At 71.9% G+C, this 15,634-nt stretch carries 12 protein-coding genes; 3 read left to right on the top strand and 9 right to left on the bottom strand.

Annotated elements, in window-relative coordinates:
- Positions 1-163: 163 nt before the first annotated feature.
- The 3 genes from ACFYQ6_RS15905 to ACFYQ6_RS15915 form a co-directional block, all read right to left on the bottom strand.
- Complete coding sequence (locus ACFYQ6_RS15905) at positions 164-1,924, bottom strand: ATP-binding cassette domain-containing protein (RefSeq protein ID WP_388763379.1); 1,761 nt, start codon at positions 1,922-1,924, stop codon at positions 164-166.
- 250 nt (positions 1,925-2,174) lie between these two features.
- Entirely contained in the window at positions 2,175-2,939 is a 765-nt protein-coding gene (locus ACFYQ6_RS15910; protein WP_361585133.1) for an NUDIX domain-containing protein, read from the bottom strand.
- A gap of 158 nt (positions 2,940-3,097) precedes the next feature.
- A complete protein-coding gene (locus ACFYQ6_RS15915; protein WP_361585130.1) occupies positions 3,098-4,510 on the bottom strand; it encodes a DUF4192 domain-containing protein in 1,413 nt (470 codons plus the stop codon).
- A 110-nt stretch (positions 4,511-4,620) separates the two neighbouring features.
- Here ACFYQ6_RS15915 and ACFYQ6_RS15920 point away from each other — a divergent pair, with 110 nt between their 5' ends.
- Both ACFYQ6_RS15920 and ACFYQ6_RS15925 read left to right on the top strand, forming a co-directional pair.
- Positions 4,621-6,792 (top strand): RecQ family ATP-dependent DNA helicase, encoded by a 2,172-nt coding sequence (locus tag ACFYQ6_RS15920; RefSeq protein WP_388763382.1) that lies wholly within the window; start codon positions 4,621-4,623, stop codon positions 6,790-6,792.
- Positions 6,793-7,008: 216 nt separating this feature from the next.
- Positions 7,009-7,641 carry a hypothetical protein gene (locus ACFYQ6_RS15925; protein ID WP_361585126.1) on the top strand — a complete coding sequence of 211 codons (633 nt, stop codon included), beginning with the start codon at positions 7,009-7,011 and terminating at the stop codon, positions 7,639-7,641.
- 57 nt (positions 7,642-7,698) lie between these two features.
- On the opposite strand, the gene ACFYQ6_RS15930 is transcribed toward ACFYQ6_RS15925, so the two are convergent.
- From ACFYQ6_RS15930 to ACFYQ6_RS15955, 6 genes are all read right to left on the bottom strand, one after another.
- The gene (locus tag ACFYQ6_RS15930) at positions 7,699-8,355 is read right to left on the bottom strand and encodes a hypothetical protein (protein ID WP_388763384.1); all 657 of its coding nucleotides are present in this window, start codon (positions 8,353-8,355) and stop codon (positions 7,699-7,701) included.
- Positions 8,356-8,412: 57 nt separating this feature from the next.
- Positions 8,413-9,123, bottom strand: coding sequence for a ribonuclease HII (locus tag ACFYQ6_RS15935; RefSeq protein WP_361585124.1), 711 nt, complete (start codon positions 9,121-9,123; stop codon positions 8,413-8,415).
- Positions 9,124-9,832: 709 nt separating this feature from the next.
- Positions 9,833-11,746 carry a DUF4153 domain-containing protein gene (locus tag ACFYQ6_RS15940; RefSeq protein WP_388763386.1) on the bottom strand — a complete coding sequence of 638 codons (1,914 nt, stop codon included), beginning with the start codon at positions 11,744-11,746 and terminating at the stop codon, positions 9,833-9,835.
- 515 nt (positions 11,747-12,261) lie between these two features.
- Positions 12,262-13,176: an ADP-ribosylglycohydrolase family protein gene (locus ACFYQ6_RS15945; protein WP_361585119.1), complete on the bottom strand. Its 915-nt coding sequence runs from the start codon at positions 13,174-13,176 to the stop codon at positions 12,262-12,264.
- Between the two features lie 12 nt (positions 13,177-13,188).
- Positions 13,189-13,848: a histidine phosphatase family protein gene (locus ACFYQ6_RS15950; RefSeq protein ID WP_361585116.1), complete on the bottom strand. Its 660-nt coding sequence runs from the start codon at positions 13,846-13,848 to the stop codon at positions 13,189-13,191.
- Positions 13,849-13,979: 131 nt separating this feature from the next.
- Positions 13,980-14,585: a YdbC family protein gene (locus tag ACFYQ6_RS15955; RefSeq protein ID WP_361585113.1), complete on the bottom strand. Its 606-nt coding sequence runs from the start codon at positions 14,583-14,585 to the stop codon at positions 13,980-13,982.
- Between the two features lie 193 nt (positions 14,586-14,778).
- On the opposite strand from ACFYQ6_RS15955, the gene ACFYQ6_RS15960 reads away from it, so the two are divergent.
- The gene (locus ACFYQ6_RS15960; RefSeq protein WP_388763389.1) at positions 14,779-15,309 is read left to right on the top strand and encodes a TerD family protein; all 531 of its coding nucleotides are present in this window, start codon (positions 14,779-14,781) and stop codon (positions 15,307-15,309) included.
- Positions 15,310-15,634 lie beyond the last annotated feature (325 nt).

Genomic DNA, 15,634 nt, shown 5'->3' on the forward strand with positions numbered 1-15,634 from the left:
CACGGAGTCTTTTTCGGCGCGGCTCAGCCACCCCTTGAGGTCTTTGCTGAAAAGCACACGAAAGGGTGATCGGCACCCGCCTTGCAATTGACGCCCTATGTGCGGAAATCGCTCGTTATCGGGTGAGTTGACCGCCGACGGTCATGGGCTCCGGTTCCCTGCGTCACCAACGCGCCCTGCCGCGCAGGCTGGTGACGGCATACGCGCAGATCAGAGCACCGAGGGAAAGGGACAGCGCCAGTCCCACGGGCTGCCCCAGGACCCTCACGACGGCCATGACCCACCGGTCCGTCTCGCTCGGCCACTGCAGCCAGGTGAGTTCACGCAGCCGTCCCGGCAGCCCTGCGATCGAACGGGCGGCCGGAACAGCGAGGAGCTTCTGCACCAGTGGTACGACGAGCACCGGCACCGCCAGCACCGCGGCGACTCCGGCACCCGTGAGACGGAAGACGCCGGCCGCCAGGAGCCCCGCCCAGGCGCAGCCGACGGAAAGGCCGGCCCAACTGAGCGCCAGTTGCGCGACATTCGCGGGGATCGACACCAAGTCCGCGCCGTAGACGAGCCGGAGAGCTTCGGCGTCCGCCAGTACACAGAACAGAGCGAGCGAGAGCGCGACGCCTGCCGACACGACCAGCTTGGCGAGGAGAAGACCGAGTCGGCGGGGAACCGTCCCGCGCCCGGCGGCCAGTGCCGGGTAGCGGAACTCGTCACCGAAGGAGAGCGCGCCCAGCAGCCCGGCGGCGAAGGCGGCGGGCGGCAGGGGCAGCAGGTCCGGCCAGGCGACCAGCAGATCGGGCAACGGCGTCCGGCCCGAGCGCGCCAGCACCACGGAGAGACCTGCCGACACAAGCACAACCGCCATCATGATCACGGCGGTTGTCCGCACCCCGAAGAGCCGGCGCAGTTCGTACCGCAAGGGCCGCAGCGGGCCACGGGCCGGGCGCACGGGAATGGGAGGGGGAAGCTCCGAGATCGCCACTGCCGACGCGGGCCCGGACGGAACCGGCCTCACGTGACCGCCCGCCGTCGCTCGACCCGGCGGTGCGACCGGCCCGGCGTCCCCGGTCTCGTCCGCGAGTTGATGCACCGGGACCCCGTGCCGGTACGCCGTGTCACCGACCTCGGCACAACTGCTGCCGTACACCGACAGCCGGCTTCCGTCCTCCGCGACCACCTCGACGGACCGCCGGGCAGCGCGCGCCTCCCGGTTCATCACGGCGGCCAGGCGTGCGGCATGCGGGGTCCGCACCGCGACACGGGGCCGCAGGCGCGTACGGGAGAAGTCGGCGACGCCCTGATCGGCGACTAGGCGCCCGTCGTCGATGGTCACCACACGGTCGGCCGCCCGGGCGGCCTCCTTGGGGTCACTGGTCGTGTGCAGCACGGTTCCGCCCTCGGCCGCGTGTGCCCGGAGCAGCCCGTGGAGCCAGCTCCTCTCGCGCGGCGAGAGGCCTTCGGCAGGCTCGTCCAGGACGAGCGTGTGAGGATCGCCGAGCAACGCCGAGGCGAGGCCGAGCCGCCGGTCCATGCCCGCCGAGAGAGTCCCGATGCGCTGATCGCCGAGGCCCGCGAGGCCGACGACCTCGAGCAGCTCGTCGGCTCGCGACGCGGGGACCCCCGCCGCCGCACAGAGCATGCGGAGCTGCCCCCGGGCTGTGCGAGCGGGATGGCCAGGCACGTCTCCGAGCAGCACCCCGACCTCGCGGGCGGGGTGCCCGATGCGGTGCAACGGGCGGCCCCGGAAATAGGTGACGCCCCTTCCGGCCTCGAGTTCGAGCATCAGACGAAGGGCGGTGCTCTTCCCGGAGCCGGGAGCGCCGAGCAGCACCGTGACGCTGCCGGACGGAGCTTCGAAGGTCAGGTCGTCAACGGCGGGCAGTGCGTCGCGACGGGGAACGCTGGTGAGTCCGATGGCCTGGAGCATCGCTTCTCTCGCAGAGGGTGTGACCGCTCGGCGGCAGGGTGGAGTACCCCAGCAAGATAACGCGACATTTCAGACTTTTGGTGCACCGATGCCTCTGGGGCGTTCCGTGGGTTCGACGGCGAAGGGCGCGGGGCGCCCGCTCTCCCGGCCCGACGCAGCCGGGTCGGCAGCCTGGACCTGTCCCCGTGCGGTCTGCGACGCCGGCCCGATTCGCGACGGCGTTCGGAACTGCCGGCCCGTGGACCAGGGGTCAGACTTCCGGTCGCAGCATCGGGGGGTTCAGCACCGTGGCCGCACCGGCCCGGAAGAGCTGAGCAGGGCGGCCACCCTGCCGCGTGGTCGTGCCGCCGGACGGAACGAGGAAGCCGGGCGTGCCCGTCACCTTGCGGTGGAAGTTCCTGGGGTCCAGGACCACTCCCCACACAGCCTCGTAGACCCTCCGCAGCTCGCCGACGGTGAACTCCGGTGGACAGAAAGCCGTGGCCAGCGAGGAGTACTCGATCTTCGAGCGGGCTCGCTCCACCCCGTCGTCGAGGATCCTCGCGTGGTCGAAGGCCAGAGGCGCGGACTGCTCGCCGTCACGCCCGAAGTCACCCCCGGGCCCGAGCAGGTCTCCGACCGGGGCCCAGCGCGCGCTGTTCGCGTCACCACCCGCTCGCGGGGCCGGAAGGTCGGGCGCCAGCGCGAGGTGCGCGACGCTGACGACCCGCATCCTGGGATCGCGGCCGGGGTCTCCGTAGGTCGCCAGTTGTTCGAGGTGAGCGCCGTTGCCCACAGCGGGGGCGGCCGGGTCGTGGGCGCAGAGGCCGGTCTCCTCGACCAGTTCGCGCGCTGCCGCCGCACCGAGGTCCTCGTCGGTCCTGACGAAACCGCCGGGCAGTGCCCACCGGCCCTGGAACGGCGATTCACCACGGCGCACCACCAGTGCACAGAGTGCGTGACGGCGCACCGTGAGGACAACCAGGTCGACGGTGACGGCGAAGGGCGGGAAGGTCGACGGGTCGTAGGGCGGCATGCCGAAATCATAGTCGTCTTCCTGACGATAAACACGCCCTTCGCGATGTTGGTTCCTGGCGCGCGACGCCGGTTCGCCGTGTGACGCCCGGGCCTGACCTCCGCACGCCAGGCCGCCCCACGGCCCCCGGGCCGCCTCCGACCGGCGGAAGCCCGTCCTCAGCCGTTGTTCTCGGCGGTCCGATGCCCACGGCGCCGGGTCTCCCGTGCCCGGCGCCTGGTCGTGGCAGAGCGCGGCCGAGGGGCCTCGGCACGGGCGGGACGGGCCGTGGCCCGCCGCGGCCGCTTCGCGGCCCGGAGGCGCGCCGGTGGCCGACCCCTTCCCGTCTCCGTATGCCCGGGGGTGCCCGCCTGCCGCCCGGCACCGGGCTCCTGCTTCCCTGTGGCGGGCTCCTGCCGCCGAACAGCGGGCTCCCGAGTGCCGCTTCCGTGTCCCTCCCCTGCTTCGCGCGAGCCGCGCTCCTCGCGCAGGCAGCGACGCAGTGTCTCCGGGTCCAGGCCCTGGTTGCACGCCTGATGCAGCAGTTGCGCGAACGTGTAGTGCGGGTCGGCCCGAAGGGCGAGCCCCAGCGCCACCCTGGCGGCGGCCTCGTCGCCGGTGGACCACGAGACCCAGCCCGCCAGTGTGAGCGGAGCGGCGGAGTGTTCCACGTACGGGCCGACACACCGCCGGGCGAGCACCCGCCACAGCCTCAGCGCCGTTTCGGCCTCGCGGCCTTCCATCCATTCGGCGGCCCTGTCCCTGGTCTCCCGGTCCTGGAGGCCGAGGATCACTGCCGCGGCCTCCTCCGGGGTGATCAGGGCGTCGTCGGCCTCGTCCGGTCCGGCGGCGCCGGCGGACGGGGCGCCTTCGAGGCGCCCCATGAGGACACGGGCGAGCGCCAGGGTCTCGCTCGACACCTCGCCCCGCCCGTGGACGTCGAGGATGCGGGACACCAGTACGGCTCCCGCAGAGTCCAGCGCCCGTTCCTGCTCCTGCGCCTCCGCCGGCTCCCCCGGTGCGAGCCGCGCCTCCATGTCCCGGAGCGTCCCGCGGACCCGGACCCCGGCGTACGCGGCCGCCGCTGCCATCACCGTGGTGCCCGGCAGGGCCAACGGGTTCCCCTCGACCGGGCAGCAGCGCGCATCGGGACAGCAGTAGGACCAGTACCGGCCGTCGGAGATGCAGAGCGCCTCGAGTACGGGAACGTCGAGCGCCCCGCACGCGGTGCGCAGGAGCTGTGCGAACGGCCTGAGCCGCTCCATGGTCTGCGAGGCGCTCTCCCCCTCGACCGGGTCCTGGCACAGAAACACGACGATGGCGTCGGGACGGGCCTCACGCTTCTCGCTGCCGGCGACGAGGCACTGCGCAAGCTGGTCGGCCACCGGCGCCCACTCGCCGGGCGCACTCGGAATCCCCATCCTGAGGCGCCCGCCGAAACGGCCCCGCCCGCCGTGCAGGGCCACCATGACCACACTGTCGTTCGGATGGAACCCCATCAGGTACGGGAGCGCGTCGGCGAGCTCGGCGGGACCGCGCAGGGTGATCTGCTGTGTGTCGGACGAGCCGATCGATTCGTGGTGGTTGTTCATGGCATGACCGTCCCGCGAGACGCCGATTTCCGCGACCCCTGTGGATAACTTTGTCCACAGGGACAGCAGGGCCGTTCGCAGTTGTCGCAGGCATCAGGTTGCATGGGGGCATGACCAACGCAGACCGCGCAGAGCTCAGGGCCTCGGCCGACTCCGTACTCGCCCGCCTGGTCGGGGACGCCACGGGCGCCGCCCGGCTGCGCGAGGACCAGTGGCGGGCCATCGAGGCTCTCGTCGCGGACAAGCGCAGGGCGCTGGTCGTCCAGCGGACGGGCTGGGGCAAGTCGGCGGTGTACTTCGTCGCGACCTCGCTGCTGCGTGCGCGGGGAAGCGGGCCGACGGTGATCGTCTCGCCACTGCTGGCGCTGATGCGCAACCAGGTGGCGGCGGCGGCGAGGGCCGGTATCAGCGCACGCACGATCAACTCCTCCAACACCGAGGAGTGGGAAACCGTGCAGGCGGAGGTGGCGGCGGGAGAGGTGGACGTGCTCCTGGTCAGTCCGGAGCGGCTCAACAACCCGGACTTCCGGGATCAGGTGCTGCCTCAGCTGGCCGCTGCGACAGGGCTGCTCGTGGTCGACGAGGCCCACTGCATCTCCGACTGGGGGCATGATTTCCGGCCGGATTACCGTCGGCTGCGGACCATGCTCGCCGATCTGCCCGCCGGCGTGCCGGTGCTCGCCACGACGGCTACCGCCAACGCGCGCGTGACAGCGGACGTCGCGGAGCAGCTCGGCACGGGTGCGGGCACGGACGCGCTGGTCCTGCGGGGCGCGCTGGACCGCGAGAGCCTCAGTCTGAGCGTGCTGCAACTGCCCAACGCGGCGCACCGGCTGGCCTGGCTGGGCGATCACCTCGGGGAACTCCCCGGGTCGGGCATCATCTACACGCTCACGGTCGCGGCGGCCGAGGAGATCACCGCCTATCTCCGCCAGTGCGGCTATCCGGTCGCGTCCTACACCGGCAGGACCGAGAACGCGGACCGCCAGCAGGCCGAGGACGATCTGCTGGCCAACAGGGTCAAGGCTCTCGTGGCGACGTCGGCGCTCGGTATGGGATTCGACAAACCCGATCTCGGCTTCGTCGTGCATCTGGGTTCGCCGTCGTCCCCCATCGCCTACTACCAGCAGGTCGGCCGCGCGGGGCGTGGAGTGGACCATGCGGAGGTACTGCTGCTCCCGGGCAAGGAGGACGAAGCCATCTGGCAGTACTTCGCCTCCGTGGCGTTCCCTCCGGAGGAGCAGGTGCGCCGCACCCTGGACGTCCTGGCGCAGGCGAGTCGGCCCCTCTCACTGCCCGCCATGGAACCGCTGGTGGATCTGCGGCGCACCCGTCTCGAGACGATGCTCAAGGTGCTGGACGTCGACGGTGCGGTGAAGCGGGTGAAGGGCGGCTGGATCTCCACGGGTGAACCCTGGGTCTACGACTCCGAGCGCTACGCGTGGGTCGCGCGGCAGCGTGCCTCCGAGCAACAGGCCATGCGTGACTACGCGTCGGGGACCGGGTGCCGCATGGAGTTCCTCCGGCGCCAGCTGGACGACGAGGAGGCCACCGCGTGCGGGCGCTGTGACAACTGCGCCGGTCCGCGGTTCGACGACAAGGTCTCCACCGCGGCTCTCGACGGGGCACGGGGCGAGCTCGGCAGGCCGGGTGTCGAGGTGGAGCCGCGCAAGATGTGGCCCACGGGCCTGTCCGCTGTGGGGGTCGACCTCAAGGGCCGTATCCCTGCGGGCGAGATCGCCCTACCGGGCCGGGCGCTCGGCCGCCTCTCGGACATCGGCTGGGGCAACAGACTCCGTCCGCTCCTGGCGCCGCAGGCCCCGGACGCCCCTGTTCCCGACGACGTGACGAGCGCCGTGGTCACCGTCGTGAGCGACTGGGCGAAGGGGCCCGGCGGCTGGGCGTCGGGCGCCCCGGACGCCGCCCCGAGGCCGGTGGGGGTCGTCACGGTCGCCTCGCGCCGAAGGCCGCAGCTGGTCCGGTCGCTCGGCAGCCGTATCGCGGAGATCGGCCGGATGCCCCTGCTGGGCACGGTCAGCTACACGCCCGGCAGCGAGGACCTGCGGATGTCGCAGACCAACAGCGCGCAGAGGGTGAAAGCGCTGCACGAGGCACTCGTCGTCGAACCCGCCCTGGCGGAGGCGCTCGCCGCCGCGAGAGGTCCCGTGCTGCTCGTGGACGATCTCTCCGACACCGGGTGGACTCTCGCCGTCGCCGCACGTCTGCTGCGCCGCGCCGGAGCGGAGGGGGTGTTTCCGCTGGTCCTTGCCGTCCAGGCATGACGGGTGGCTTCGTCCGGCGCCGAACGGGCAGGGATATCCGTACCATTCCGTCCGATTCCCGTCAGCCGCATCAATTGCTCGTTGCCGCCCGCCGGTACGACAGGAAGAATTGGAGTCGCTCCCCGCACGGTCTTTTCGCGGGCCCGGAAGGGCTGTGCCGCGGCGCGCCCTCACTCGACCCTGCCCGCACCGTGGGCGCGTAGCGAAGGGAGGACCGTGACCTTCGGATTCGCTCCGTCCGCAGCCACATCGCTGTCGGCATCCGCCGGCTCCGTCAACCACGTAGCCAGGATGCTCGAACCGGCCGAGTGGGCGGCGGCCGGGATACCACTGCTCCGCAGCCCACGTGAAGTCGTCAGCGGTCTCCATGCCCGACACCGTCCGACACCCGCCACCGCTGTCGTCGCCGTCCTCGACCATGAGGAACGCCTGACGGCCAGCGCGTCGTTCGCCCGGCGAGCCACGGTGTCCACGGACGGATGGGAGTTCCGCAATGCCCTGCTGGCGCATTTGCGCAGGGTGATCCCGCACGACCTGCGCCGCCGCACCCCGGTGCGTACAGCCGTCCTTCTCTACTGCCGTGAGGGCGACGAGCGCTGGACCGAGGAGGACGGTGCCTGGATGTGGGGGCTGCGGGACGCCTGCACACTGCACGGCCTCCGGTGCGGGGCCTACATCACCCTGACGCACGGCGGCTGGCAGGTCCTCGGCGAGGGCAGGGGCGGGCGCAGCCCCACGCTGTCGTCCAGGCCTTCGGCTCTGGCCGACACCTCGGCCGACCACGATCCGGTTCCGTTGCGGACCGGTGGCGGCGCGGCGGACGCCCTGAGGCGGACCGCCGCACGCTGAAGCAGACGTGGGCCCCGAGCGTCCTCATGGACGGCCGGGACCCACGCGAAACACAGCTCAGACGCCTGCGCCGAGCGCCGAGTTGACCTTCTGCGGGTCGCCGCAGACGATCAGCAGCGCGCCGGCGCGCTCACGCACGTCGGACAGTGCGCGGGCCGACGTCTCGTCGAGGTCGCCGTTGACCGCGACGACGATCACGGAACGCGAGGCACAGCGGTCGGCGTTCGCCGTGCGGGCGAAGAAGACGTCGTCGCCCGCGTCGTGCTGGGCCCAGTACGCGGCCTCCCCGAAGGAGAGTTCGTGCGCGGCCCAGGGGTGCTGCTCGCCGGTGGTGAGCACCAGGATGTCGCCGGGGGCGCGTCCGGAGTCGAGCAGCAGGTCGACGGCCTCGTCGGCCGCGTCGACCGCACCGCCCACGGGGGCCGGGATCAGCTGGAACTGTGCTGCGGCGCCGGCGTCCGGCAGCTGCCGGGCGGTCGGCGCCTTGGCGGCGGCCGGCACCGGAGCGGCGGGCACCGGGGGCGCGGGATGCGGGCGCTGCGCCGGGGGCGCGGGGCGCGCGGGGCCTCGGCCCGGGTTTCCGGGACGCGGCGTGGCCGCGGAACGCGGGCCAGGTACGGGACGGGGGGTCGGCGCGGTGCGGCCGGCGGCCGGAGTTACGCGGGGACCCTGGGCGCTCTCGGGAATCTGAGGCTCCTCGGGGATGAGAGGCATGAATAGGTTGTCTGTCACGGCCGGCTCGTACGCCGGCGGGTGGATGCGCCTGTGCGATCAGAAGTCGAAGCCGAGCTGGCCCCCGCTTTCCAGTGCGGCCGCCTCGGCGGAGAATCGGACCTTCTTCAGGTGCTGCCACCGGGGCAGCGCGTCGAGGTAGGACCAGCTGAGGCGGTGGTGGGGCGTGGGCCCCTGTTCCTCCAGCGCGGCCCGGTGCACCGGTGACGGATAACCCGCGTTCGCGCCGAAGGCGAAGTCTTCGTACTGCCCTGTGTCGGCGCCCAGTTCGGCCATCATGGTGTCCCTGTGGACCTTGGCTATGACCGAGGCCGCAGCGACGGCGATACAGGACTGGTCACCTTTGATCACCGTACGGACCTTCCAGGGCGCTCCGAGGTAGTCGTGCTTCCCGTCGAGAATCACGGCGTCGGGACGCACGGGCAGTGCGTCGAGTGCCCTGACCGCCGCCAGACGGAGAGCCGCCGTCATGCCGAGATCGTCGATCTCCAGCGGTGAGGCGTGCCCCAGACCGTAGGCCGTGACCCACTTCTCGAGCAGCGGGGCGAGTTCCGCCCGGCGCTTGGGGCTGATCAGCTTGGAGTCGGTCAGGCCCTCGGGAGGTCTGCGGAGACCGGTGACGGCCGCGCACACGGTGACGGGGCCGGCCCACGCTCCGCGTCCGACCTCGTCGACACCGGCGACGGTTCTGGCACCGGAGGTAGCGCGCAGTGAGCGCTCGACGGTGTGCGTGGGTGGTTCGTACGGCATGGCGCCTGCCAGGTTACGCCGATGGGCACGGCAAGAACACCCCGGGGCACCGTCCGGCGACCGAGGGCTCTTCCCGTCGTATCCGGGACCTGGCGGGCCCGGGTCCGACGGGGCGTGCCGACGACTCGGGAGGCAGCCGCAGGCCACCGTGAGCCGACAGGTCGGCCCCGGCCATTCCGGAGTCCCACGATTCGCTGTCGCACACCCCGGTACGGCACGTCACCCCCGCGAGGGCTGGCCCGCGAGCTGTCGCGGCGGGCCGGCCCCCATCAGCACCCGCCCCCGTCGAACGGCCGCCGACCGGCGCCGCCTCTGACCGGACACAGCACGGCACGTTCGGCCGCGGCGCCTGAAGCGCTCCCTCCGCGGCACCGTCTGCACACGTTCCGCCTCACGCGCGTCGCACTTGTGAACCCAGCTCTGCGCACTCGGCCCCTCCTCGGCCGACTTGCATGGAACGCCGGGGAGTTACCGGACGGCCGCCATCGGCTCTCACCACGGCCCTTCCCCGAAGCGCGGCAAGCGGGCAGACATTCGGGGGCCGAAGCCGGGCCGCCGGGGCGGGAACGGTGACGGATGCCGGAGCCTGCAACGGCCGGGCGTCGGGGGCGGAACGGGAACGGATGGCGGAGTCCGGCCGCGGACGGGCGCCGAGGCCGGAACGGCGAAAGAGCCGGGGCACCGCGCGTCGCGTCATGGACGGGAGGACTCAGTACGGGTCGTAGGAGTCCTCCTCCTCGTAGCCGTCGCGCTCGTCGGCCTCCCGTCCGACGCCGTAGCAGTCGGTCCCGTCCTCATGCAGCGGGTTCTTCTCCAGGATGTCCCTGGCTCGGGTCTCGCCCCAGCTGGAGGAGTACCAGGGAGCGTCCTCCACGGCGAAGTCACGCTGGAAGTTCTTCAGCGCACAGGACCGCAATGGCTCCGGCAACTCGTTCAGAGCGGGTACGGCATCGGCCGAGAGCCCCTTGAGGTACTGGATGTCGATGGTCCTGTCGCTCCGGTACCGCTGGACGTTCTGCTCTGCGATCTGCCCGTCGGGCGACACCAGCCCGAAGGCAAGCACTCCCGCGGCCGCGCTGACCGCGACGGCACGGGGCAGCATCCGCGCACCGAAGACACCCGCCGCGAGGATGAGCACGAGGACCACACCGAGCCAGAGTTCCACGGCCGCCACCGAGATCCGCAGCCTGGTCAGCCCGAACGCGTCCACGTACAGGTCCATGCGGCGCAGCGCGGAGGCCACGACCACCAGTGTGAGTACGCACAGGACGCCGAGCACGCTCCGGACCAGTGTGCGGTCACGGGGTCCGCCGCGCGGTGCCCAGCGCAGAGCGAGGGCGATGACGAGCAGGGTCAGTACGGTGGCCCAGAGGAGCTGCCAGAAGCCCTGGCGGGCGTAGGCGCTGGGCGTAAGGCCCGTCTCCTCCAGCACCTTGTCGTACCCGCCGAGGAGCACGACGAGCTGAAGTGCGATGAACGCCGCGAAGAGCAGGTTGAGCACGATCAGCGGCAGGGCCCACTCCGCCCGGCTTCTGGCCTTGCCCGGCCGGACGCTGATGCGGTCCCACCGCACCGGGGCGGCAGCGGTGTAGGCGGCCGCGAGTGCTCCGACGAGCCCCAGCACGAAGAGGAGGACACGCCACGGGCTGTCGCCGACCGACACATCGGGGGTCAGGCTGCCCAGCAGATCGGCGAAGGCGGCGTCCGCGCTGGCGAAGAGGGTGCCGAAGACGACGAGCAGTACGACTGCCACCGCCGAGGTGCGCACCACGGTGCGCACCCGGCCCTTGGAGTCGTCCGCACGGGCGCGCACTCCACGCCATCCCCAGCGCAAGCCCGCCGCGATCGAGGGGAACAGTCCCACCGATCCGAGCAACACTCCCGGCCAGCTACGGCTGCCGTGGAGGGCGAGCGAGCCGAGGGCCAGCGCGGACACGACGGCGAGGAACACCGGCCAGCCCGCGTCGCGAAGAGCCGGGATCGCCAGGAGCGCGAGGCCGCCCACCGCCCATACAGCGGTCCAGGGGCGCAGTCCGCGCCCCGCCGCTCTCGCGGCGAAGTACGCCGCGAGAGCGGCCGGCACGGCCACGATCAGAAGGTTCACTCCCAGGCCGTCGCCGAGCAGCAGCCCGCTGAGCAGCGCCGTGGCGAGCACCGACCAGAGCGTCGCGGCGTCGATCGACGACGGGGCGGGGGGCCGCAGCCGGGACAGCAGGCTGGGCGGTTGCTGCTGTGCCCGTCGCTGCCAGACGTCCGGCGGGGGCGGTGCCTGGAGGTAGGCGGGCACCTTGGGCACGTCCGGGCCGGGGTCCTGCGGCGGCACGGACGAGGCAGGCGCCTGCGCGGACGCGCTCCGTGCCTTCGCCCGGCCGGCATTCTCAGGAGCGGCCTCTCCCCCGGACCCGGGCGAGCTGCTGGGCATACCCACGGGCGTACCCACCCCGGCGTCGACGGACCCGGACGACTCCTTGCGCTCGGACCCAGGCGCCTCGGCGGCCTCGGGCTCGGACGCTTCAGGCACGGACGCCTTGGGCACAGACACCTCAGACGCGGACGCCTCGGGCGTGGAAGCCTCGGGCTCGGACGCCTTGGGCGCGGAAGCCTCGGGCTGCTGATCGGACATGGGACCCCTCCCCACCCGGGTCCGCTCGCGCGGCCACATCGCGGCGCGCCGGCCCCGGAGTCTTTAGGCGCACACCCACCAAGATCGCTGAGGGCGGCGTGGCCGAAGCGTAAGTCCGCTCCGGGCTCTTCGGCCGGTCGGGGCGGCCCCTGTGGCAGGACCGTGACAGTAGACATGACAAAGCAGTGCAACGGGCGCCCGTCGGCGGAGCGGAGGCCCTCCCCAGGGCCGGAAAGCACTACAGCCAGGCCCTGCCCAGCACCGCCCCATCAGCAGCAACGTCACCGACGCCGGTCCGAGCCAAGATCGAGGCCGCACCCGTTGCACAGCCTCCGCACCGAGAAGGCCCGGCACCTCCGCGCCGCCACGACAGGCGCCCATCGAACGACCCGCGCCTCAGGAAGAACCGGCGCCCGTCGAACGACCGGGTGCGTCAGGAAGAACCGGCCCGCCGAACGACCGGTGCCAGCCGATCGGCCGCCGGTCGCTCCTGGGGCGGCGCCGCCCGTCGTACGTCAGCGACTCGCCCGAGCGAGCGGGACCCAGCCGGGCAGTCCCTCCGTGCGTCCCAACCAGTCCGCAGGAGGGGCGCCACCCGGACCGGAGGCAACGATGCCGCCGACGATCGCGCAGGTGGTGTCCACGTCACCGCCCGCCTGCGCCGTCACCCAGAAGGCCTCCTCGAAGTCGCCGAGACTCCGGGCGGCCGACCAGAGGGCGAACGGCACGGTGTCGTGCGCGCTCGTACGACGGCCGTTGCCGAGCACCGCGGCAACCGTCCCCGCGTCCCGGTAGTCCAGCATGTCGCGCGCACGGCGCAGGCCGGCCCCGACCGCGCTGCGCGGGACGAGCGCGACGACGCCGTCGAGCAGGTCCTCCGGCGTGGGCGGTCCTTCGGGCGCGGCGACGAGGGCCGCGGCTGCCGCGACGGCCATGGCCCCGACGACCGCTTCGCGGTGCTGGTGGGTGGTGTAGGAGGAGATCTCGGCCTGATGCGTGGCCTGCTCCGGGTCGTGGGCGTACCAGGCGCCCAGCGGTGCGATGCGCATCGCCGAGCCGTTTCCCCAGGAGCCCTGGCCCTGGAAGAGCGCGGACGCCAGCTCACGCCAGTCGCCGCCCTCCCTCACCAGCCTGAGCAGCCGGTTCACGGCGGGCCCGTAGCCGCGGTCGAAGTCGTGGTGGTGGGCGAAGGACTGCGCGAGGGCGTCCTGGTCGACGCGCTCGTGCGTGGCCAGCACGGCGAGCACGGAGCAGGCCATCTCGGTGTCGTCGGTCCACTGCCAGGCGCCGGGCGGCAGAGCCCGGTCCTTGAGCAGCGGGTAATTGGCCGGTACGAAGAACTGGGAGCCCAGGGCATCGCCCACGGACAGTCCACGCAGGCTGGCCAGAGCGCGTTCGAAGCGCCGGTCGGAAGCGGAGTCAGCGGTCATGGCCCTGCCACTCTATCCGGTGATGCCGTACGGCTCAGGGGTCCGCCACCGCTCGAAGGGCCGGTCGAGTGTGTAGCGGCCGTTCCCGCCGAGCAGCAGGGTCCTGGATTCGCCGTTTCCAGGGTTGGAGAGCGATTCGAACTCCGCCACCGACCAGTGGAACCACCGCATGCAGAAGAGCCTCATCGTGAGGCCGTGGGTGACCAGCAGGACGTTCTCCGGATGGTCGGCGGCCTCGAAGCTGCGGTGGAGGCTCTCCAGGAACGCGTCGACCCTGTCGTACACGTCCGCCCCCGACTCACCCTGGGCGAAGCGGTAGAAGAAGTGGCCGTAGGCGTCCCGATAGGCCTTCTGCAGTCTGACGTCGTCCCGGTCCTGCCAGTTGCCCCAGTCCTGCTCCCGCAGCCGGGGCTCCTCCCTGACCCGGACGCGCGCAAGATCGAGGCCGAAGGCCCTGAACGTCTCGTGGGTCCGCCGGTAGGGCGAGATGTACACGCTGACCCGTTCGTCCCCGAACTGCTCGCGCAGCAGGGCGCCCGTCTCCTCTGCCTGGCGCAAGCCCTTCGCCGTGAGCCTCAGCGCGTGGTCGGGCTCGCGTTCGTAGACCGTGTCGTCGACATTTCCCTCGGACTCACCGTGCCGGACGAGAACGATGCGTTGCGGTCGTGCCATGTACCGACCCTAGATGGCGTACGGCCGGATCGAGCAATTGTGCGGACTCCATCGGGTGCATGTGACCGAGAGAACTGCGGTCCGCGGGCGGCGGGCAGGCGCCCCCGCGGGGACGGTGGCAGGGGCGTGTGTCAGACGGTCCACGACGGTTCCAGCTGGACCACGTCGCCCGTGAGTGTCTCGACGTCCCTCTCGGTCTCCGCGCGCGCCGAGAGCCGGGCGATACTCTCGGGCCGGTACTTGCCCCGCTCCGCGCTCGACTGCCACATCGACAGCACCAGGAACTCGTGCCCCGGCGCCTCCCCGAACACTCCGCGCAGCATTCCCGGGGAGCCGGCCATGGCCGGGTTCCACACCCTCTGCTGCATGAGGGCGAAGTGGTCCACGCGATCCTCGTACACGCGGCTGTGCGCCACTCTCACCACGTCCGCGTCGGTGAAGTGGGGCTCGAATCCCGTCTTCACGTCGAAGCGGTATTCGAAGAGCTTGACCCGCATGTCCTTGCACAAGCCGGACTGCCCGGCGGCCAGCCGGTCGTGTCCACTGGCCATGAAGGAGTCGTAGAACACCCGGTTCTCCCAGAAGGCGAACACGTGGGCCACATCGGGCTGCCCTCGGCTCCATCCGCCGCCCTGCCCCCGGAATCCGGGCTCGTCGAGCAGCCCCGCCCACTTCCGCTGCCCCCGCTCGAAACCGCGGCGGTCCACCACGGTGCAGCGAATCCACTTGACCAGCACTGCGCCATCGTACGGCGCCCGGCGTGGCGCGGGTCACGCTCAGGGCGGTCGGCAGCGGATGACCGCTCAACCCCGGCCATGCCGTGGCCCGAAAACGACGGCGGACACCAACGCGGTTGGAATCACCGACAGTTACGGACATGATCTGAGGGTGGAAGCGGCCAGTCGGCCCGGCAGCGAGGAGGCACGTCCGGTGAGCACTCCCAACAAGGACATCGAGAAGGTGGAAGTGCGGGTCAAGTGGGATCCGAGCCCTGCCGGTGAGCCCGCCAACGACCTCGACATCATCGCGGCCACCTACAGGGCGGACGCGCCGTACGGCAGCCCTGCCTACCTCGTCCACTTCGACAGCAGGTCCCCGGACGGGACGATCACGCTGAACCGGGACAGCCGGACGGGGCAGGGTTACGGCTTCGACGAGGTCATGACGCTCGAACTCGACCGGCTGTCGGACGCGTACGCCAGGGTCGTCGTCGGCGTCGCCATCCAGCAGCGGGACGGTCACAAGACCTTCGGTCAGATAGAGCACACCGCCGTACAGATCCGGGAGGGCTACACCAGCCTGGCGGAGGACGACTTCTCCGCCGTGGCCACCGCCACCGCCGCGGTGGTCGCCGAGTTCGTACGAGATGCCTCGGGCTCCTGGGGCTTCCGCGCGGCCGTGCGCGGTTTCGACGGCGACCCAGGTTCGTTCGCCGCCACGATGGGCAGCAGCGCCGACTGACACGCGGCGGGCGACGAGGCGCGTGACGCCGGGCGGCTCCCCGTTCCGGTGCGCCCGGGCACCAGTACGCCCGCCGGGTGGCGAGCCGACGGGGCGAGGCCGCCCCGTCCGCGTCCGCGCGGTCGTCGCGGGCCGGCGTTCGCGCCCTCGTGGCCCGCGGCCTGACCGAGCTGCGGGGGAAGTCCGGTGATCCGCCGCAGACCTCGGCCACCCTGCGGGGATCGCCCGCCAGGACCTGTTCGGCAAGTCTCTTCGCCTGCGCCAGCCGCACCTCACGCGGATCGGCGCCGGCGACCAGGGGGCTGTCCGGCGACAGGAGGTACGC

Source organism: Streptomyces sp. NPDC005494 (genome assembly GCF_042872025.1).
In the GTDB taxonomy this organism is placed as follows: domain Bacteria; phylum Actinomycetota; class Actinomycetes; order Streptomycetales; family Streptomycetaceae; genus Streptomyces.